The sequence below is a fragment of the Paenibacillus sp. JNUCC-31 genome, assembly GCF_014844075.1.
Classification (GTDB): Bacteria; Bacillota; Bacilli; order Paenibacillales; family Paenibacillaceae; genus Paenibacillus.
In genome coordinates this window covers 2,690,125-2,709,986 of sequence record NZ_CP062165.1, presented here as the reverse complement: position 1 = coordinate 2,709,986, position 19,862 = coordinate 2,690,125, and the positions used below count along the sequence as shown (strand labels likewise).

Here is a 19,862-nt window from a genome sequence, read left to right as displayed (position 1 = left end):
GAGACCAAACAGATCAGAGCAAGAGGATCTGTTGGACTCAGGGTTTTTCTTAGCGTGTGTAATTTCCAAGTTGTCTTCCAATTATATACAATGGTAATATTAAAGACTACTGGAAATAACTATTGGATTACTGAGCCTCAGGGGGATATGTGAGAACATGCTGAGAATGCTGAAGAAGATGGACGGGGTTATTTTGTTTGTGTTGTTGTTGCTTATGGTCATGAGTGTATTTACGGTGTACAGTGCGATTCAGTCCGATCCGAATCTTGGAAATCATCATATCAAAACGTTATTGTTTTACGTGATTGGATTCGTGGCCATCATTGGTATTGGATTGGTCAATTATAAACTGTATATCCAATATGCGTTCTATATTTACGGAGTCGGGATCGTTCTGCTGATTCTTGTCAACTTTGTTGGCGGGCCTATCAATAATGCGAATGGCTGGATCAAGATTAATGAATATCTTTCTTTTCAACCGGCAGAGTTGTTCAAAATGATCCTGATTCTGTTTCTGGCACATGTATTAGTCAAAAGAAAAAAGTCTACGCTTCGTTTTTGGAAAGATATCGTGCCCATCGGATTATGGACGTTCGTACCCTTTGCGCTTGTGATGGCTCAGAATGACCTGGGCAATGCCCTCGGATACATCGTGATTCTGGTCGCTGTGTTATGGATAGGGAATATCAAGTGGTCTCATGCACTAATTGCTCTTACCATTGTGGGAGTAACCTTTTTTGGATTTGTCAAAACATATACGTCGTATCACGATGAGATTTTTATTTTTCTGGAAAAGGCGAACCGGGAACACTGGGCTGAGCGAATTGATCCCTGGCTTGTCCCGGATAAAGCCACGTCGAAGGCTTCCTGGCATACGAAAAATGCGGGTCTTGCCATAGGCTCAGGAGGTATAACGGGCAAGGGCTACATGCAGGGTACGTCCGTGCAATCCGGGCGGGTACCGTATACGTATTCAGATTCCATTTTTGTGGTCATTGCCGAGGAGTTTGGTTTTGTGGGTGGATCTGTTTTGCTCTTGTTGTACTTTATCCTCATCCATCGTATGGTGTTAATCGCTCTACATTGCAGGGACCGGGCAGGGCCTATTGTGATTGTAGGTATTATCGGTATGCTGTTATATCAAGTGTTTGAAAATATAGGGGCTTTCCTTGGGCTGATGCCGCTCACAGGCATTACGCTGCCGTTTATCAGCTATGGCGGTACCTCATTACTCATCAATATGGCGTGTATCGGGCTGGTGATGAGTATTAAATTATATGGTCAGGAAGAAGAGGACGAACTTCTTATGGGAGAACAACGACCTAACTTGCTGGAACGCTTATGGAGTCTGGTCAAAAAGGAAAAGACAACAGCATAAGCCTGATATTTTGGTATAAACTTCTCTGGTACGAACATCACTGGTTTGAGCATCTCTATTATGAACACCCATCCTCCAATGCACTTTGTTGGAACGTATATTAAAACCAGATACTTTGCGATAGGTTTACCCTTTCGATCTTTACCTGCGCATTCAGGTGAAGATCTTTTTTATGTTTAAAGGTACCGTGAACTTAGAAGACGGGGTGAATGACAAATTTAATTTTTATTGACAAATATTTCAATTGTGTATTATCCTAATTTTAACTAGATTATATAAGTATTTTACCTGCCTACTTACACTCTACACCTCAAATAGTAATCAATACTTTGAAAGTGGGTTATGAACCTACTCCTCATCCATGCACCCTGTCATGCCAATGATGAATGTATTTTAATTCGTTGGTGTACTCTTCCCGAGATTTAAAAATTTTTCAGCTGCAAAAATCCTTGGATATCCCATTACCCTTCAGATCAACGTTCTATGATCCTTTTTGAACTAGCCTAATTTTTCTGCAAATCTATGTATTCTATTCATGAATTTCAACGAACCAGATATATTTTATCATAAATGAAATCGATTACATTAAAATGTAAACGCTTCCCCTAAATCGACGAGAAAGGGTGGAAACTGATGTGGATCAACAAAACAGGACGTTCAGGGGCGTTAATGAGAGAAGGCGTAGGGAGTACAGGGCGTGATCCTCCTGCTTACAAAAGCGTAACGCAACTGCAAATTTCTAAAATTAAAAATCAAAGGAGAATTATGCAATGAACCCAAATCGAGTTGGTACGATCCCTTCATTGGTAAAAGTGTTCATGCTCTTATTCTTATCTTTTGCGCTAACCGTTTCAACATTTGCCATCGGACCAGCGAAACAAGCTGACGCAGCTCCCCTTCCCAAAAAAATTATTGCTTATGTGGCTGGGTGGGCCAATTGGACCGCAAATGATATCAAGGCAGAGCAGCTCTCTCATATCAATTACTCCTTCGCTCTCATCTCCAACGGCAAAGCGACGATTACTAATACAGATCGTACCAAACTGCAACTCATGGTTGGACTGAAATCCAGAAACCCGGATTTGAAGGTGTTACTGTCTGTTGGGGGCTGGGGAGCTAACGGTTTCTCCGACGCTGCGCTAACAGACGCGTCACGCACAACGTTTGCTGACAGTATTGTGCAGCTGGTCACCTCCAATAATTTGGATGGCGTCGATCTGGATTGGGAGTATCCAACCAACCCTGCTGCGGGTACAACTGCACGGCCACAGGATAAAGAAAATTTCACACAACTGCTCGCGAAGGTTCGTGAGAAGCTGAATGCTCAAGGGCAAATCAATGGCAAGCAATATCTGCTGACCATTGCCGCCGGAGCAAGCAGCAGTTATCTGAACGGTGTGGAAATCAACAATATCACGCCTCTGCTGGACTGGATCAATCTGATGACTTACGATTTTCATGGAACCTGGGACGCTACTACAGGGCATCATACCAATCTGTCTGGAAGAGATATAAGCGTAACTTCTGCGGTCAATCTGTTCAGAAACAGCGGTGTTCCCGCGAACAAACTGGTCATTGGCGGAGCCTTTTACGGCCGGGCCTGGACTGGTGTTCAGAATTCGAACAATGGTCTGGACAGGCCTGGTTCCGGTGGTTTTGAACCCGATTACAACACCATTGTCAGCCAATATTTAAATAAAAACGGATATACACGGTACTGGGACAGCAGTGCCCAAGCTCCTTATCTGTTTAATGGAAATACCTTTATCTCCTATGACGACCCGCAATCGCTCAGCCTGAAGGTGCAATATGTGAAAAACAGCAATTTGGGCGGCATCATGTTCTGGGAGTACAGCAATGATCGCTCTGGTGCGCTGCTTCAGGCCGTATATTCAGAGGTGACGGGTGGTGGCACGGTGCAGCCTCCGAATCCAAGCGGGTACAACTATTTGGTTGCTCAAGCAAATCAGCAAATCGTCTCCGCCGAGAATCAAGGCAATGACCAGCTTGTTGCCAATCGGGCGACGGCTGGAGACTGGGAGCTTTTTGAATGGATCACGAATTCCGATGGAACGGTGTCACTCAAGTCCAAAATCAATAATAAATATGTCACAGCAGATGTTAATGCGGGTGGTGCCCTGATCGCAAAAGCCACAACCATTCAGCAATGGGAGAAATTTAATCGTGTGGATTTAGGTGATGGAACAATTGCGTTGCAGGCACTCGCCAATAACCTGTATGTGACCTGTGATCTGAATAATGGCGGTAAACTTGTAGCGAGCCGCAATTCGGTTGGTGGGGCCTGGGAAGCTTTCCGGGTGAACAAGTAACCGAGAAGCAGGAGCTTCATGCAGCTAGCCAAATTGGAACATCAAGGGTAGGTTAGAATATTGGATTTTCAAGGAAGTGCCAGCCGACAAGCGTTCCATTAGGCAGGTGCTTCTTTGACTTTCGTCACACATAAGGCGTGCTAACAGCCCTTTCGTTTTAAGTCTGTCCATCCTATTAAAATTTTAGTAGATTTGTAATCTACCAGGTTTACTTCCGTCTCTTCCGGGCATACTGATAGACATGAGAGAGTTACAGGGATCATGATCATGGGAGCCGAGGGGGAGAACGGAATGAGCAGAAGAATCGTGAAACAAATTGGACTTATTATGGTATGTCTTATGATGGTCATTATGATGTGGGAAGGTCAGAAAACCGATGCAGCTGTGGCAGCCACAGCGATTCCGGAACAATCCATTCGCTTGCGTATTCTCGCAAACTCGGATGCAGCGGGGGATCAATTGGTCAAACGCGAGATTCGTGATGCAGTTGTTGCCCAGATGGATGAATGGGTAACCGAGCTGGAGAATCCGCAAAGTCTGGAAGAAGCTCGTGGGGTCATTCGTCAGCATTTATCGGAAATCGAGGATCGTGTGGGCGAAGAGCTTGCCAATCGTGGGTTAACCTATTCGTATCAGGTGGAACTCGGCGTTGTTCCGTTTCCTACCAAGTTATATGGGGGTACCGTATATCCCGCTGGAGATTATGAAGCAGTGCGGATAACACTGGGTAAAGGCGAAGGGCAAAACTGGTGGTGTGTATTGTTTCCGCCATTATGCTTCATAGATGCAGGGACAGGTGATGCACTAGCGAAGCCTGCAACAGCATCAGCAGTGTCTGCAGAGCCAGGAGATGCGAAAGCATCCGTGCAGGCAGCCACACCGGAGGCACGTTTCTTCCTGTGGGATATGGCAGTAAAGTTGTGGGATTGGGTAACGGGATTGTTTGCATAAACATGTGGGTATGAGTGAGTTGATCAGGGGGACTTCGAATTAGGGGAGTGCCCTTTTATTATTATTATTATTATTATTATGAATACATGTTATTCACCCATGAAGCTAAATGGTTGTTAACGGGACGCATCCTCGGGTGGAGCAGATATGTTATAATTATAAGAATCAGCCATAAAAGATAAAAAGGCATCGCGGAAGCGGGATGTCTTGCGTTTACTACCCTACTGAAGTTTAGGAATGATGGATATATGAATAGAGAGAACGAACAATTGCATCAGTCTTCCATGAAAGGCATGGGGATGGATGAGAGTACAGGGCAACTGGTTACGCATATGTGGGATGTCAATGTACTTGTAGCCAATAAAAACTCGGATGATGTGGCAAAAGGGAGTGTGTATAAACAGGCCCTTTCTGACTTGCAGGATGCCGCATCCTGTCTTCGTCAAGGGCAGACCGTGGCATTCCCAACCGAGACGGTATACGGTCTGGGCGCAGACGCTCGCAGTACAGCTGCAGTTGAAGCTGTATTTGCAGCCAAGGGGAGGCCTTCGGACAATCCGCTGATTGTGCATATTGCCCATCGGGATCAGCTGGATTCCCTGGTCACGGAAGTGAACGACACAGCGGAGGCGCTTATGGCGGCCTTCTGGCCGGGGCCACTAACGCTTGTGCTGCCGGTTAGGCCAGGGGCGGTATCCCCGCGGGTTACCGCCGGGTTGGACACGGTGGCCGTGCGTATGCCGGACCATCCGGTGGCCTTGCAGTTGATCGCGGCGGCGGAATGCCCGGTCGCCGCGCCGAGCGCCAACCGCTCCGGGCGGCCAAGCCCGACACTCGCCGCACATGTGCGCGAGGATCTGGCAGGCCGCATCGGCGGCATCGTGGACGGCGGCCCCACTGGGGTGGGCGTCGAGTCCACGGTGGTGCAGGTCGGTGACGACGGTCTCGTCACCATCCTGCGCCCTGGCGGCATTACGGCGGAGCAGTTGTCCGCCGTTGCCGCTCGTGTCGCCACGGACCCGGCGCTGCTCGCCGAGGGGCCCGGTGGCGATGACAGCCCGGCGCCGCGCTCGCCGGGCATGAAGTACACGCACTATGCGCCCACAGGCGCGCTGTGCGTGGTGGAGGGGCCGCCCGCAGCGGTGGCGGCCTGGATCAGCGCCGCCCTCGCAGAGGCGGCGCAGCGCGGGGAGCGCACCGCGGTGCTGGCGTTCGCCGAGCACGCGGAGCAGTACCGCGCCGATGCCGTGTTCTCGCTGGGCGAAGCCAGCGAGCTGGAGGAAGCAGCGCACCGGCTGTACGCCGCGCTGCGCAGCTGCGATGAGCAGGGTGCCACATATATTGTGGCTGAGGCCTGCTCGCGCGAAGGGCTGGGAGCAGCCGTCATGAATCGGCTGCTCAAGGCGGCAGGTCACCGACTCATACAGGTCGGTAACGGATAGCTCCCCTTTTTCTATAATATCGCTAAGAATATTTCCTTCTGCATCCGTCCTCTAGCCACGACTAGTCATTCATTCGTTGAATGCCAGTCATGCCAAAAGACTTCTCCGGTCATGTTTATGTCCTTGTCCGCATATGGTGTACAAGAACCTTTACGTGACTTGGGGGTATGGGGATGTGGGATGTATCTGCCCATGTTGGGCAGTTAGTAACCATTTTGATAATGGCCGTCGCTCTCGGACTGGATGCTTTCTCACTCGGAATCGGGATTGGCATGAAAGGTATCCGTCTGCGAGACATATTGCGGATCAGTACCGTAACGGCCCTGTTTCACATCATCATGCCGCTCATCGGCATGTATACGGGCAAATACGTCAGTTCTTTGCTGGGTGACATCACCACGTATGCAGCTGGCGGTCTGTTGGTGTTGCTTGGTGCCCATATGATTCTGAATGCTTTTCGTGAGGGAGATACCAAGCTGGTGGATCATCGATCTTTGCTCGGTGTGATTTTGTTCTCGCTCAGTGTCAGTGTTGATTCATTTTCCGTTGGTGTCTCGCTCGGCATGTTCAGCAGTGATTTGGTGTTAACCGTGCTGGCTTTCGGTGTATGCGGCGGAGTGATGTCTGTTATGGGCCTGCTGTTGGGACGGCGTGTGAGCCAAAATATGGGGGACTACGGGGAAGCAGTCGGCGGCGCGATCTTGCTTGCTTTTGGACTTTTGTTTATATTTTAGAATACAACGTTAATGACGACTACAGCCAAGTACAGTCTTCAATATAGAGTTATAGGTTCACTTGATTAGATGGGTTTAGAACATGATTCGACAATATTTGCAAAATGGGGAGGCTAACACAATGAAACATATTTTGTTTGTATGTACAGGAAATACATGCCGCAGCCCCATGGCAGAGGGGCTTATGCGTAAACTGGCGTCTGAGAGGGGCATTCAAGTGGATGTTCGTTCTGCAGGCGTAGCCGCAACAACGGGCATGCCAATTTCTCACCACGCGGAGGCCGTATTGAGGGATCATAACGTTGAGGGGCCACCCCATTCGACGATGCTTAGTCCGAACCTAGTCGGCTGGGCGGACCTTATTCTAACGTTAACACGGAGCCATAAACAGCATGTTATGCAGGTTTTTCCCGACGCGGTGCACAAGACGTACACTTTGAAAGAATATGTGGAGAATGATGAGAGCGTCCTGAATGATCTTCAGGAATTGGACAGCCTGTTTGCCACATTGGAGATGAAACGTGCACTCGGTCAGGAGATCCTGGCGTCTGAGCGTGAGCGGGCGATTGAGATCAGGCAGCGCATTCCGAGCTTTGATATTTCGGACCCGTTTGGCGGCAGTCGCGATGATTACAATGTAGCCGCGGCAGAGATTCGGACTGCGCTCGACAGACTTTTGGACAAGTTAGATTAATTCGAGTCATTTTTTATAAAAAACGGACACAGGATGTAAATTACCCGTTGATTTTAGACGCAGGTTGTTTTATGATGAAGGGGAAAACAGGGATCCGGTGTAACTGGCGACGAAGTGGGCATAACCACGATGGAGCACCGGAACAAACGGCCGGTCGCCTGGGCAAAAGAGCAATTCTGCGATACCCGCAGACTGCTCTTTTTTTCGTCTTTCATCTGAATATTCGCTATAATAGTACCTGAAATGCCGTACAAGAATACGAAGGACAGCTAAGAGGAAGTCGGGCATGATTTTATCGGGAGGCGATAGGATGACTATTGAGTTGGATTCGGAACAACCCGGATTACATGAACAGACCGCATCCATTCTGCGTGAATTGGCGCTTGCCGGACAGCTTGGACATGGACAGATCGTTGTGATTGGTACCAGTACAAGTGAAGTCGCAGGCAAACGGATCGGTACAAGCGGTGCGATCGAAGTGGCGCAGCAGCTTCTTGCAGGTATATCCGAGGTGCAGCAGGAGTTCGGTTTTGATGTTGTATTCCAATGCTGTGAGCACCTGAACCGTGCTCTGGTGATGGAGCGTTCCTTGCTTACACGTCTTGGATTGACTGAGGTAGGTGCTGTACCTGTGCCAAAAGCAGGTGGCTCCATGGCATCCGCAGCGTATCGCTCACTGTCTGATCCATGTCTGGCTGAACATGTGCAGGCCCATGCGGGACTGGATATCGGGGAAACCATGATTGGCATGCATCTGCGGCATGTGGCGGTGCCTTTCCGAACAGCGCTCCGCTACATCGGGGATGCCCGTGTAACTACAGCATTGACTCGTCCCAAGTTGATTGGCGGCGAACGCGCAGTGTATCGTATGGAAGAGCAACCAGATTCGACATTTTGTGACTAACATATAAACCGAAACGATTGGTTACACTCCTGACTTCGATTGCATCACCATCTTTCGATCGCTGTTATCCCCAGATTTTTTTGAATCCCTTATATAAGGGGAAATCCGGTGATAAAGGCGAACGCTCTGCTTCTCCAGATTGGTGTTGCACTCTCCGTTTTCGTGTAAACATGATTTCGCTTTATAACTTCACTTATAAACTGGGAGGAATTTAATCATGGAACAATTGCGCAAGAATGACCCGGCAGTACTGGAAGCGATGAATCTTGAACTGAAACGTCAACAAAACAACATTGAGTTGATCGCATCCGAGAATATCGTAAGCGAAGCGGTTATCGAGGCTCTGGGATCTGTACTGACGAACAAGTACGCTGAAGGATATCCAGGTAAACGTTATTACGGTGGTTGTGAACATGTCGATATCGTTGAAGATATCGCACGTGACCGTGCCAAAGAATTGTTTGGAGCTGAACATGTCAATGTTCAACCTCACTCCGGTGCACAAGCGAACATGGCAGTATACCTTGCGGCTTTGAAACCTGGTGATACTGTGCTGGGTATGAACCTTGCGCATGGTGGACACCTCACTCATGGTAGCCCGGTTAACGCTTCCGGCTTGCTGTACAATTTCGTGGCTTATGGTGTACAAGAAGATACGTTCCTGATTGATTACGATGAAGTGCGCAAAGCAGCATTCAAACATCGTCCTCGCATGATCGTTGCAGGTGCAAGTGCATATCCGCGTACCATTGATTTTGAAAAGCTTGCTTCCATCGCCAATGATGTAGGTGCTTTGTTTATGGTGGATATGGCTCACATTGCAGGACTGGTGGCTGCCGGATTGCATCCAAGCCCGGTTCCACATGCGCATTTTGTAACAACAACAACACACAAAACGCTGCGTGGACCTCGTGGTGGTATGATTTTGTGCCGCAAAGCATGGGCAGCAGCCATTGATAAAGCCGTATTCCCGGGTTCCCAAGGTGGACCTCTGATGCACGTGATTGCTTCCAAAGCGGTAGCATTCGGTGAAGCGTTGCAGCCATCATTCAAAACGTATGCACAAAATGTCGTGAAAAATGCACAGGTTCTGGCTGAAACGCTGATTGCTGAAGGTTTGAACATCGTATCCGGCGGTACAGACAACCACTTGATGCTGATCGACACTCGCAGCGTAAACATCACAGGTAAGGAAGCCGAGCATGTACTCGATTCCATCGGCATTACCGTGAACAAAAATGCAATTCCGTTCGATCCAACCAGCCCGTTTGTAACGAGTGGTATCCGGATCGGTACACCTGCGGCCACTTCCCGTGGTATGAACGAAGAAGCAATGGTAGCGATTGGTAAAATCATTGCCAAAACATTGAAAAACCCTAAAGATGCAGCGAAATTGGATGAAGCTCGTGCGGAAGTGACGGCACTGACAGATCAATTCCCGCTCTACACTGACCTTAAATACTAAAAAATTTGCTCATGCTGTTTGTATTTGAGGTGTTCTTAATGTAAACATGCAGACGGAGCAAACCGAAAGAACCTGAAGAAGCGTAGCGCTCGCCTTTATCTCCGGAATTCCACCATTTATTAATGGATCAAAGAATTCTGGGGATAACAGCGATCAGAAGGTCATTCGGTTTGCGGAGCTTCATAAGTGTTTACAGATTTTTTTAACATTCAACTGACATAACAGCGAGAGAAAAAAGGACCGGATGACTCATTTTTCCGGTCCTATTTTTATAGGATTCGGTTTTCTGTAATGATTAGGTGCCCTTTGATGGTGTAATTCGGTGTAGGTGATGATATAATATACAGGATTTATCGGGCCTATGAATGGTGATTAGGCATATTTGGAAATGCTGAACATGAAGAACTTACCGGAGGGACAAATTAGATGGGAAAATTAGTAATATGTGATCACCCTTTGATTCAACACAAACTGACGTTTATACGCGACATGCGTACGAATACGAAAGATTTTCGTGAATTGGTGGATGAAGTGGCAACGCTGATGGCTTATGAGATTACAAGAGATGTTGAGCTGGAGACGATCGATGTACAGACACCTGTAGCAGCCACACAAGGCAAAGTCATCTCTGGACGTATGCTCGGACTGGTACCGATTCTGCGTGCAGGACTCGGCATGCTGGATGGCGTTGTGAAATTGTTGCCAGCTGCAAAAGTTGGACATGTGGGTCTGTTCCGTGACCCGGAAACCCTGCAACCGGTAGAATACTACACCAAACTGCCTACAGACGTGACAGAGCGCCAATTGATTGTAATTGACCCGATGCTGGCAACTGGCGGTTCTGCCATTGCAGCTATTGACGTGTTGAAAAAACGCGGATGCACCCAGATCAAAATGATGAACCTTGTTGCAGCTCCTGAAGGGGTAAAAGCAGTTCAGGATGCTCATCCGGATGTAGACATCTACGTGGCTGCGCTGGACGATCGTCTCGATGATCACGGTTATATCGTTCCCGGACTGGGAGATGCAGGAGACCGTCTGTACGGCACAAAATAAGCATATTGCATGCTGAATAGAAAAGGGGCTTGCTTCAATGTCCAAGAAAATTAAAGTCATGACGATATTTGGGGTGCGCCCGGAGGCCATCAAGATGGCTCCGCTTATTTTGGAACTGCAGAAACATCCCGAATCGATTGAATCCATCGTTTGCGTTACTGCACAGCACCGCCAAATGCTGGATCAGGTTCTAGAAGTATTCGATATTCATCCAGACTATGACCTGGATGTGATGAAAGATCGCCAGACGCTGAATGAAATTACAATTCGTGTGCTGGGAGGCCTGGAGCCAGTCTTGCGTGAAGCCAAACCGGATATCGTGCTGGTTCACGGTGATACGCTGACTACGTTTGTAGCCAGCTATGCTGCGTTCCTGCAGCAGATCCAGGTGGGGCATGTGGAAGCGGGCCTTCGAACATGGAACAAGCTCTCTCCATACCCGGAAGAGATGAACCGGCAGTTAACCGGCGTACTTGCTGACTTGCATTTTGCACCAACGGACTGGTCTTCTTCCAATCTTGCCAAAGAAAATAAATCAGAGTCTAGTACGTATGTCACAGGCAACACGGTAACAGATGTGTTTCAATATACAGTACGGCAGGATTACACACACCCGGTACTGGATTGGGCAAAAGGCAAACGTCTTGTGCTGATGACAGCTCACCGCCGTGAATCCCAGGGCGAGCCTCACCGTAACATTTTCCAGGCCGTTAAACGGATTGCCGACGAGTTTGAGGATATTGCCATCGTGTACCCGGTGCATCCAAGTCCTGCTGTGAAGGAGCCGGCTCACGCGATTTTGGGGAATCATCCCCGTATTCAATTGATTGATCCACTAGACGTCGTGGATTTGCATAACTTTTATCCGCATACTCACTTGATATTGACCGATTCAGGCGGTTTGCAGGAAGAAGCGCCTTCGTTTGGTGTGCCTGTGCTCGTCCTGCGGGATACAACGGAGCGCCCGGAGGGCATCGAAGCAGGAACACTTGAACTGGTAGGCACCGAAGAGGAACGTGTATATGAACGGACCAGAGCTCTGCTTACAGACGAGACGCTGTATGCAAGCATGAGTCAGGCTGCCAATCCGTACGGTGATGGACATGCTTCGGAAAGAATTGTCAATGCGATTTTGCACCATTTTGGTGTGAATAGTGAACGTCCGGAATCATTTCACAGAAAATTCAAAAAATAATTCATTTTTTCTGACAGATTTATAAAGGGTACAGCATACAGTTAAACTGTACGGTTTACGCGGGTTTATGGGCTCTGATGGCCTGTAATCCCGTCGTTTCCCCCTTTAAAACGCTAAAATCATTCAATTGACAAAGGCTCTCATCATTCAGTAAAATTAACTGGGATTGCAAGGGTGGCGTGGAAAATGGCCGATTCGAACAAACCAAATTCATCCCGTAACCATGATGATAATGTGTGGAAAGCAATGGGGCTCGTGACAGCTTTTGGAATCGAGATTGCCATTCTCGCTGTTGCCGGATATTACGTCGGCTCCTGGTTGGACAAGACCATTGGAGGTAGCGGAATATGGATCGCCGTAAGCGTTCTCTTTTTCTTGGCGGCAGGCGGCGTAAGCATCTACTTTATCGCGAAAAAATTCATGGGGGAAAGTGATGAGTGAACTAACCAGATACCGCAGATGGATGACTGTTTTCATCATGTACTTTCTTATGATTTGTTTTCTCGCAGCGGCCTTTCTGCCCCGTGTGGAAACAATAGCTTTGGGACTGGCCCTGGGAACGGTGATCAGTTGGATCAACGCTTCATATCTGGGTCGCAAAGTCAGGAGAATGTTGGATGGTGCAGCGGAAGGAAACCTTAAGCGAGTGAACCTGGGATTCTTGACTAGAGCAGCTCTCGCAGTACTCGCTATATTCATGGCGATGCAGTATCCGCAATACTTCAATTTATATGCGGTTGTAGCTGGCCTGGTCATAGCACAATTTTCCTTGCTATTTATAGGGATATTGTTGTCCCGCAAAGCAGACTCATAGTGGTGCTGCAAGCTTTCGAATGAGAAAGGGGTGAGAAAAATATGCATGAATCTCCGATAATTAACCTGGGTGGGTTCCATCTGGATTTGTCTGTTCTGCTCATGCTCATCGTAACATCCGCCATTGTATTTATTGTTGCTAAACTGGCTACGCGGAACTTGTCGGTGGATAATCCGGGCAAAATGCAAAACTTCCTAGAGTGGGCGATTGAGTTTGTACGCAACCTGATCTCAAGCACGATGGACATGAAGAAGGGGCAACATTTCCTTACCTTGGCAACCACAATGATTATGTTTATCTTTGTGGGAAACATGTTGGGTCTCCCTTTGGGCGTAGTCACTGGAGCTACGGATGTAAGCCAAGCTGAAATCTTTGGCAAGCCAATTGTTTCGGTCCAGGAAGCGTTCCATGAAGCTCATGAGAAGGATCCTGAAGCTCATCCACATATCGAAGTTGCCTGGTGGAAATCACCTACGGCTGACCTTTCGGTAACCATGGGTCTTGCGTTGATTGCTTTTGCTATCGCGCATGGATTGGGACTTTTCCGAAACACCAAAACGTATCTCAAGCATTATTTCCAACCACATTGGCTGTTCTTCCCAATAAACATTGTGGAGACGGCATCCAAATTGTTGACACACGGTATGCGTTTGTTTGCCAATATCTTTGCAGGTGAGGTTCTGATCTCCACGATTATGAAGCTTACAGCATTCAAATGGATTGGCGCAATTGCAGCAATCCCGCTGTTGACGGCATGGCAGGGGTTCAGTATTTTCATCGGGGCCATACAGGCATTCGTATTTACGGTTTTGATGATGGTATACATATCACAAACCGTCGAATCGCACGAGGAACATTAAGATTCAAGTCCAATACGGTTAACCCTGTAGGGCTGAACTATAAAATTTGAACGAACATTCTAAGGAGGATATACAAATGGGAGCAATGGCATTATTGGCAGCAGCAATTGTTGCAGGATTGGGCGCACTTGGCGCAGGTATCGGTAATGGTTTGGTAATCAGCAAAACGGTGGAGGGTATTGCCCGTCAACCGGAAGCAAAATCCACTCTTCAAACAACAATGTTTATCGGTGTAGGTTTGATCGAGGTATTGCCGATCATCGGTGTGGTACTGGCGTTCATTTTCTACGGAGCGGCTTAATAAAATCAGTGCAGGTTTGGCGGGGAAGGCCACAGCCATCCGCGCCTTCTTTTTAGGTAGCGTCCGTAAACGCGGAGTTGCGGCCTGAGGATACCTTCAGGAAGGAGTGAACAGATTGAATTTCGTATGGGAAAATACAGTTCTGGCGATTATAGCATTTGGTATTTTATATTGGCTGCTTAGCCGTTATGCATTTGGTCCACTTTTCTCCATTATGGAAAAACGTCGTGAACTCGTATTGGCGCAAATGAATGAGGCTGCCCAAACGCGGGATCAGGCTATTGCCTATGTTGAGGAACAGAAGCAGGCTCTTGAAAAGGCACGTAAAGATGCATATGACATCATTGAACAATCGAAACAAACAGGCGGCAAACAGGCTGAAACGATTCTGGCGGATGCAAAAGCAGAAGCGAATCGCCTGAAAGACGATGCTGTGCGTGAGATTGAGAGCGAGAAGAACAAAGCGGTTGCAGCGCTTCGCCGCGAACTGGGTACAGCTTCCGTTCAAATCGCTTCCAAGCTGATCAAAAAAGAAGTTGAGAACGGTCCTGCACAAGAGGAGCTTGTGAACCAATACCTCAATGAGGTAGGAGGCCGACAATGAGCCGCGATACGATTGTTGCCAAGCGTTATGCGAAAGCATTGTTTGAGGTTACTCTCGGACAGCAGCAGGTGCTTGAAGTCGAACAAGAGCTACGTACTGTCGTGAGTGCCATCACAGGTGATGCGGAAATCGGTAAATTTATCGAGTCACCCAACATCTCTGAAGAGGCAAAACAGAACGTACTTCGCACAAGTCTTGACGGCAAGGTGTCTGAACCTGTTCTGAAAACCGTTTTGCTTTTGATTGAGCGAGGACGTGTTGAATTGCTGGAAGCTCTGCTGAATGATTATGTGAAGATCGAGGGCGAATCGCTCGGCATAGCCGATGCACGCGTGTACTCGACTTATGCTTTGAATGATGAAGAACAAGAAGCGGTAGCCCGTGAATTCGGTGGCCGTGTGAATAAAAAGATCCGTATCGAGAACATTGTCGATCCGACTCTGCTGGGCGGATTGAAAGTTGCCATTGGCGATACGATCTATGACGGCAGCTTGGCTGGCAAGCTCGAACGTCTTGAGCAGTCTTTTAACAGACGAGTACAGTAGATTGGGGTGAGGACACTTGAGTATCAAACCAGAAGAAATCAGTACATTAATTAAGAGTCAGATCGAACAATACAAGAACGATATCGATGTAGTCGAAGTCGGGACGGTTATTGAGGTCGGTGACGGTATTGCCCGTGTATACGGACTTGAGAATGTAATGTCCAATGAGTTGGTTGAATTCCCAAGCGGTGTTATGGGACTCGCCATGAACGTAGAAGAGAGCAACGTCGGTGTCGTTATCCTGGGACCTTACTATGATATTCGTGAAGGCGACCAAGTAAAACGTACGGGTCAAATCATGCAAGTGCCTGTTGGCGAAGCATTGATTGGACGCGTTGTTAACCCGCTCGGTATTCCAGTGGATGGCAAAGGGCCAATCGCTACAACGGAATTCCGTCCGGTTGAAGGTAAAGCACCAGGCGTAATGGATCGTAAATCCGTTCATGAGCCGATGCAAACAGGGATCAAAGCCATTGACGCAATGGTTCCAATCGGTCGCGGACAACGTGAGTTGATCATCGGTGACCGTCAAACAGGTAAAACATCAATCGCGATTGATACGATCCTGAACCAAAAAGGTAGCGGCATGAAATGTATCTACGTTGCTATCGGTCAAAAACAATCTACAGTTGCACAAGTCGTAGAAACTCTTCGTCGTAAAGGCGCAATGGAGTACACGATTGTTGTAACTGCGGCAGCATCTGATCCATCACCACTGTTGTACATCGCACCGTATTCCGGTTGTTCGATGGGAGAGTACTTTATGTATAAAGGTGAGCATGTTTTGGTTATCTATGATGACTTGACCAAACAAGCTTCCGCATACCGTGAGCTCTCCTTGCTGCTTCGTCGTCCTCCGGGCCGTGAGGCTTATCCGGGTGACGTCTTCTACTTGCACTCCCGTTTGCTGGAACGTGCAGCGAAGCTGAATGATGAACTTGGTGGTGGTTCTTTAACCGCACTTCCGTTTATTGAAACACAAGCTTCCGACGTATCTGCTTACATCCCGACGAACGTAATCTCCATCACAGACGGACAAATCTTCCTGGAAGCTGACCTGTTCAATGCTGGACAACGTCCAGCGATCAACGTAGGTATTTCCGTATCACGGGTTGGTGGTTCTGCTCAGATCAAAGCGATGAAAAAGGTTGCAGGTTCCCTGCGTCTCGACCTTGCTCAATATCGTGAGCTTCAAGCGTTCTCTCAGTTCGGTTCCGATCTGGATAAAGCGACTCAGGCCCGCCTGAATCGTGGTGCTCGCATGATGGAAATCCTGAAACAAGGTGTAAACCAGCCTCTGCCTGTAGAACAACAGGTAGTCAGCTTGTACACAGCGGTTAAAGGATTCCTGGATGAAATTCCTACAGGTGATGTGACTCGTTTTGAAGGTGAATTCCTCGCGTTCATGGAGAGCAGCCACCCTGAAATTCTGGCATCCATCCGTGATACAAAAGAATTGACTGCAGACAATGAATCCGCTCTGAAAAATGCTATTGAGAAATTCAGAAAGAGCTTCGCTGTCTCTGTCTAAATAGATGATATGCAGCTGCGGAGTTGTTTAACGGATTCCGCATGTCTGCATGTAAAACTTTGATTTATCAAAGTTTCAATATGCTTACGAAGTAGTTTTGACCTTGTCAAAACTTTAAGGTGGTGAAATCATGGCAAAAGGCATGCGCGAAATAAAGCGGCAAATTAAAAGCGTACAAAGCACCAAGCAGATCACCAAAGCAATGGAGATGGTTGCTGCTGCAAAACTGCGGAAAGCGCAGGAGAAAGCAGAGGCAGCCCGTCCTTATTCGGAGAAACTGAAAGAAGTTGTGGCTAGTATTGCATCAAGTACGCAAGGAATTCAACATCCGATGCTGGAGAGCCGTCCGGTTAAAAAGACAGCGTATCTAATCATCACATCGGACCGTGGTCTTGCGGGGGGTTACAATGCGAACGTTTTGCGTCAGGTCAATCTGACGCTCAAAGAGCGCCACAACTCTCAGAATGACTACGAATTGTTCGTCATTGGACGTAAGGGACGCGATTACTTCAGACGGCGCGAAATGGCGATGGCATCCGTTATAACGGATCTGTCGGATTCACCATCATTTGCAGATATCAAATCCATTGCACACGAGGCTGTTCAAGGGTTTGAGCTGGCTAAATTTGATGAATTGTACATTTGTTATAACCGCTTTGTGAATGCGTTGACCCAGATTCCTACGGTTGAACGTCTTCTTCCGATGGATACACCTGAGGTAACTGCTGCGGAAGGACCGACGGCAAGCTACGAATACGAGCCTTCAGCTGAGGCTGTACTGGAAGTTTTGCTACCGCGTTATGCGGAAACGCTGATCTACGGTGCACTTCTGAATGGTAAGGCGAGTGAGCTGGGCGCGAAAATGACTGCAATGGGTAATGCAACCAAAAATGCATCCAAACTCATTAACGACTTGTCATTGACCTACAACCGTGCCCGTCAGGCGGCGATTACGCAGGAGATTACGGAAATTGTGGCAGGTGCCAACGCAGCACAAGGCTAACCGTTTTTTATTAATGAAGGCTTGCAGTGCAGAGATAAAAGAGAACGGACATTATTTCTGCAAAACTAGCAGGCTTGTAGGAGGGGAACGTTAAGATGAACAAAGGACGCGTTGTGAGCATCATGGGTCCGGTTGTTGACGTCGAGTTTGATCGCGGCGGTCTGCCGGAAATCCTCAATGCCATTACGATCACTACAGTAAGCGAAAGCGGCGTAAGTGTGAATCTTACACTCGAAGCTTCAAAGCATCTGGGTGACAACCGAGTACGTTGTATCGCGATGTCCTCCACGGACGGACTTGTTCGTGGTATGGAAGCCGTAGATACAGGAGCTCCGATTTCTGTACCTGTTGGGGAAGCGACACTGGGTCGTGTATTTAACGTACTCGGCGAAGCCATTGATACTGGCGGCGCTGTAGCTGCTGAACATAAGAACCCGATTCACCGCTCGGCTCCTGCTTTTGATGAATTGACTACCCAGGCTGAAATGCTGGAGACTGGGATCAAAGTTATCGACTTGCTGGCTCCTTACGCCAAAGGTGGTAAAATCGGTCTCTTCGGTGGTGCCGGTGTAGGTAAAACCGTAACGATTCAGGAATTGATCAACAACATCGCACAAGAGCACGGCGGTATCTCCGTATTTGCGGGTGTTGGTGAACGTACACGTGAAGGTAATGACTTGTATCACGAGATGAGTGATTCCGGCGTTATCAACAAAACAGCGATGGTCTTCGGACAAATGAACGAGCCTCCAGGCGCACGTCTTCGTGTAGCCCTCACAGGTCTGACGATGGCGGAATACTTCCGTGATGAAGAAGGCCGTGACGTGTTGCTCTTTATCGATAACATCTTCCGTTTCACCCAAGCAGGTTCAGAAGTATCTGCCTTGCTCGGACGTATGCCTTCCGCGGTAGGTTACCAACCAACGCTGGCTACAGAGATGGGTCAACTGCAGGAACGTATCACTTCGACCAAAAAAGGATCTGTAACATCTATCCAGGCCATCTACGTGCCTGCGGATGACTATACTGACCCGGCTCCAGCAACAACGTTTGCCCACTTGGATGCAACAACGAACCTGGAGCGTAAAATTTCCGAGATGGGTATCTACCCTGCGGTAGATCCGTTGGCATCCAGCTCCCGGATCTTGTCCCCTGAAGTTGTAGGCGAAGAGCATTACAACGTAGCTCAGGGCGTTAAACGCATCTTGGCTCGTTACAATGAGTTGCAAGATATCATTGCGATTCTTGGTATGGATGAGCTGAGTGAAGAAGACAGAGCGCTCGTTTACCGTGCTCGTAAGATTCAACGTTTCTTGTCCCAGCCATTCCACGTTGCTGAAGAATTTAACGGTATTCCGGGTAAATACGTTCCGGTTAAAGAAACGGTGCGCAGCTTTAAAGAAATTCTCGAAGGCAAGCACGACGATCTTCCGGAAGCAGCTTTCCTCTTCGTGGGTACAATTGAAGAGGCAGTGGAGAAAGCCAAAACACTGGTATAGTCTGAATCCAGGGATTGTCCTTATGAAGCGAGCTATCGGATAGTTTCAGGAGGGATGGAATTGAGCACCTTTTTGTTGGAAATTGTAACGCCCGAGCGTTTGGTATTTACAGAGCAAGTGGATAGTATCATCGTTCGAGGTGTTGAAGGGGAACTGGGTATTATGCCAGGTCACATCCCTATGGTCACACCATTGCAGATCGCACCGATTATTATCAAAAACGGAAAACAGAACAAGCAAGTCGCTATTGGCGGCGGGTTTATCGAAGTCCGTAAAGATAAGGTTGTTGTGCTCGCAGAGAGTGCCGAATTCCCGGAAAGTATTGATGTGGACCGTGCGCGTGCAGCGAAAGAGCGGGCGGAACGCCGGCTTAGCAGCCAAAGCAATCAGGACCACTTTGATCACCGCCGGGCAGAGATTGCTCTGCAAAAAGCGGTTAACCGGATCAACGTACACGGCAAATAAACGATTCTTGGAAGCCTGGCAGCTTAATGTGCCAGGCTTTTTTGAGTTAATTGATGTTAAATATATTCACCGTTTATGGGGATATGAATAG

At 48.1% G+C, this 19,862-nt stretch carries 20 protein-coding genes and 1 riboswitch; all 20 genes read left to right on the top strand.

Translation table 11 applies throughout. The annotated features are described in order from the left end of the window. Positions 1 to 157 precede the first annotated feature (157 nt). The 20 genes from JNUCC31_RS11800 (at position 158) to JNUCC31_RS11705 (ending at position 19,771) form a co-directional block, all read left to right on the top strand. Positions 158 to 1,378: an FtsW/RodA/SpoVE family cell cycle protein gene (locus tag JNUCC31_RS11800; protein ID WP_192271304.1), complete on the top strand. Its 1,221-nt coding sequence runs from the start codon at positions 158 to 160 to the stop codon at positions 1,376 to 1,378. Positions 1,379 to 2,148: 770 nt separating this feature from the next. Continuing rightward, complete coding sequence (locus tag JNUCC31_RS11795) at positions 2,149 to 3,708, top strand: glycosyl hydrolase family 18 protein (RefSeq protein ID WP_228469625.1); 1,560 nt, start codon at positions 2,149 to 2,151, stop codon at positions 3,706 to 3,708. Positions 3,709 to 3,999: 291 nt separating this feature from the next. Continuing rightward, positions 4,000 to 4,659, top strand: coding sequence for a stage II sporulation protein R (gene spoIIR, locus JNUCC31_RS11790; protein WP_192271302.1), 660 nt, complete (start codon positions 4,000 to 4,002; stop codon positions 4,657 to 4,659). A gap of 248 nt (positions 4,660 to 4,907) precedes the next feature. Then, positions 4,908 to 6,101: an L-threonylcarbamoyladenylate synthase gene (locus tag JNUCC31_RS11785; RefSeq protein ID WP_192271300.1), complete on the top strand. Its 1,194-nt coding sequence runs from the start codon at positions 4,908 to 4,910 to the stop codon at positions 6,099 to 6,101. A gap of 173 nt (positions 6,102 to 6,274) precedes the next feature. Continuing rightward, entirely contained in the window at positions 6,275 to 6,835 is a 561-nt protein-coding gene (locus JNUCC31_RS11780) for a manganese efflux pump MntP (RefSeq protein WP_192271297.1), read from the top strand. Positions 6,836 to 6,956: 121 nt separating this feature from the next. Next, positions 6,957 to 7,529 carry a low molecular weight protein arginine phosphatase gene (locus JNUCC31_RS11775; protein ID WP_192271295.1) on the top strand — a complete coding sequence of 191 codons (573 nt, stop codon included), beginning with the start codon at positions 6,957 to 6,959 and terminating at the stop codon, positions 7,527 to 7,529. Between the two features lie 89 nt (positions 7,530 to 7,618). After that, positions 7,619 to 7,700, top strand: a riboswitch (ZMP/ZTP riboswitch). 139 nt (positions 7,701 to 7,839) lie between these two features. After that, on the top strand, positions 7,840 to 8,433 hold the full coding sequence (locus JNUCC31_RS11770) for a TIGR01440 family protein (RefSeq protein WP_192271293.1): 594 nt from the start codon (positions 7,840 to 7,842) through the stop codon (positions 8,431 to 8,433). Positions 8,434 to 8,650: 217 nt separating this feature from the next. After that, on the top strand, positions 8,651 to 9,898 hold the full coding sequence (locus tag JNUCC31_RS11765) for a serine hydroxymethyltransferase (protein WP_192271291.1): 1,248 nt from the start codon (positions 8,651 to 8,653) through the stop codon (positions 9,896 to 9,898). A 426-nt stretch (positions 9,899 to 10,324) separates the two neighbouring features. After that, complete coding sequence (gene upp / locus JNUCC31_RS11760) at positions 10,325 to 10,954, top strand: uracil phosphoribosyltransferase (RefSeq protein WP_017691929.1); 630 nt, start codon at positions 10,325 to 10,327, stop codon at positions 10,952 to 10,954. A gap of 37 nt (positions 10,955 to 10,991) precedes the next feature. After that, entirely contained in the window at positions 10,992 to 12,149 is a 1,158-nt protein-coding gene (gene wecB, locus JNUCC31_RS11755) for a non-hydrolyzing UDP-N-acetylglucosamine 2-epimerase (RefSeq protein WP_192271289.1), read from the top strand. 186 nt (positions 12,150 to 12,335) lie between these two features. Further along, on the top strand, positions 12,336 to 12,590 hold the full coding sequence (locus JNUCC31_RS11750; protein WP_076287589.1) for an AtpZ/AtpI family protein: 255 nt from the start codon (positions 12,336 to 12,338) through the stop codon (positions 12,588 to 12,590). Beyond that, on the top strand, positions 12,583 to 12,963 hold the full coding sequence (locus JNUCC31_RS11745; RefSeq protein ID WP_090903511.1) for an ATP synthase subunit I: 381 nt from the start codon (positions 12,583 to 12,585) through the stop codon (positions 12,961 to 12,963). The genes JNUCC31_RS11750 and JNUCC31_RS11745 overlap by 8 nt, the downstream gene beginning before the upstream one ends. Before the next feature lie 41 nt (positions 12,964 to 13,004). Beyond that, the gene (atpB, locus tag JNUCC31_RS11740; protein ID WP_192271287.1) at positions 13,005 to 13,823 is read left to right on the top strand and encodes a F0F1 ATP synthase subunit A; all 819 of its coding nucleotides are present in this window, start codon (positions 13,005 to 13,007) and stop codon (positions 13,821 to 13,823) included. A gap of 76 nt (positions 13,824 to 13,899) precedes the next feature. Next, positions 13,900 to 14,124, top strand: a complete 225-nt coding sequence (gene atpE / locus JNUCC31_RS11735; protein WP_090903513.1) for a F0F1 ATP synthase subunit C — start codon at positions 13,900 to 13,902, stop codon at positions 14,122 to 14,124. 115 nt (positions 14,125 to 14,239) lie between these two features. After that, the gene (atpF, locus tag JNUCC31_RS11730) at positions 14,240 to 14,728 is read left to right on the top strand and encodes a F0F1 ATP synthase subunit B (RefSeq protein WP_192271285.1); all 489 of its coding nucleotides are present in this window, start codon (positions 14,240 to 14,242) and stop codon (positions 14,726 to 14,728) included. After that, entirely contained in the window at positions 14,725 to 15,273 is a 549-nt protein-coding gene (locus JNUCC31_RS11725; RefSeq protein ID WP_192271284.1) for a F0F1 ATP synthase subunit delta, read from the top strand. The genes atpF and JNUCC31_RS11725 overlap by 4 nt, the downstream gene beginning before the upstream one ends. Before the next feature lie 16 nt (positions 15,274 to 15,289). Further along, the gene (gene atpA, locus JNUCC31_RS11720) at positions 15,290 to 16,804 is read left to right on the top strand and encodes a F0F1 ATP synthase subunit alpha (protein ID WP_192271283.1); all 1,515 of its coding nucleotides are present in this window, start codon (positions 15,290 to 15,292) and stop codon (positions 16,802 to 16,804) included. A 130-nt stretch (positions 16,805 to 16,934) separates the two neighbouring features. Then, positions 16,935 to 17,807 (top strand): ATP synthase F1 subunit gamma, encoded by an 873-nt coding sequence (atpG, locus tag JNUCC31_RS11715; RefSeq protein WP_192271282.1) that lies wholly within the window; start codon positions 16,935 to 16,937, stop codon positions 17,805 to 17,807. Between the two features lie 95 nt (positions 17,808 to 17,902). After that, entirely contained in the window at positions 17,903 to 19,306 is a 1,404-nt protein-coding gene (gene atpD / locus JNUCC31_RS11710) for a F0F1 ATP synthase subunit beta (protein ID WP_192271281.1), read from the top strand. A 60-nt stretch (positions 19,307 to 19,366) separates the two neighbouring features. Continuing rightward, entirely contained in the window at positions 19,367 to 19,771 is a 405-nt protein-coding gene (locus tag JNUCC31_RS11705; protein WP_192271280.1) for a F0F1 ATP synthase subunit epsilon, read from the top strand. The last annotated feature ends 91 nt before the right edge of the window (positions 19,772 to 19,862 follow it).

Coding starts and splice junctions, on each gene's coding strand:
- JNUCC31_RS11800 (WP_192271304.1), top strand. CDS start 158: ATGCTGAGAATGCTGAAGAAGATGGACGGGGTTATTTTGTTTGTGTTG.
- JNUCC31_RS11795 (WP_228469625.1), top strand. CDS start 2,149: ATGAACCCAAATCGAGTTGGTACGATCCCTTCATTGGTAAAAGTGTTC.
- spoIIR (WP_192271302.1), top strand. CDS start 4,000: ATGAGCAGAAGAATCGTGAAACAAATTGGACTTATTATGGTATGTCTT.
- JNUCC31_RS11785 (WP_192271300.1), top strand. CDS start 4,908: ATGAATAGAGAGAACGAACAATTGCATCAGTCTTCCATGAAAGGCATG.
- JNUCC31_RS11780 (WP_192271297.1), top strand. CDS start 6,275: ATGTGGGATGTATCTGCCCATGTTGGGCAGTTAGTAACCATTTTGATA.
- JNUCC31_RS11775 (WP_192271295.1), top strand. CDS start 6,957: ATGAAACATATTTTGTTTGTATGTACAGGAAATACATGCCGCAGCCCC.
- JNUCC31_RS11770 (WP_192271293.1), top strand. CDS start 7,840: ATGACTATTGAGTTGGATTCGGAACAACCCGGATTACATGAACAGACC.
- JNUCC31_RS11765 (WP_192271291.1), top strand. CDS start 8,651: ATGGAACAATTGCGCAAGAATGACCCGGCAGTACTGGAAGCGATGAAT.
- upp (WP_017691929.1), top strand. CDS start 10,325: ATGGGAAAATTAGTAATATGTGATCACCCTTTGATTCAACACAAACTG.
- wecB (WP_192271289.1), top strand. CDS start 10,992: ATGTCCAAGAAAATTAAAGTCATGACGATATTTGGGGTGCGCCCGGAG.
- JNUCC31_RS11750 (WP_076287589.1), top strand. CDS start 12,336: ATGGCCGATTCGAACAAACCAAATTCATCCCGTAACCATGATGATAAT.
- JNUCC31_RS11745 (WP_090903511.1), top strand. CDS start 12,583: ATGAGTGAACTAACCAGATACCGCAGATGGATGACTGTTTTCATCATG.
- atpB (WP_192271287.1), top strand. CDS start 13,005: ATGCATGAATCTCCGATAATTAACCTGGGTGGGTTCCATCTGGATTTG.
- atpE (WP_090903513.1), top strand. CDS start 13,900: ATGGGAGCAATGGCATTATTGGCAGCAGCAATTGTTGCAGGATTGGGC.
- JNUCC31_RS11725 (WP_192271284.1), top strand. CDS start 14,725: ATGAGCCGCGATACGATTGTTGCCAAGCGTTATGCGAAAGCATTGTTT.
- atpG (WP_192271282.1), top strand. CDS start 16,935: ATGGCAAAAGGCATGCGCGAAATAAAGCGGCAAATTAAAAGCGTACAA.
- atpD (WP_192271281.1), top strand. CDS start 17,903: ATGAACAAAGGACGCGTTGTGAGCATCATGGGTCCGGTTGTTGACGTC.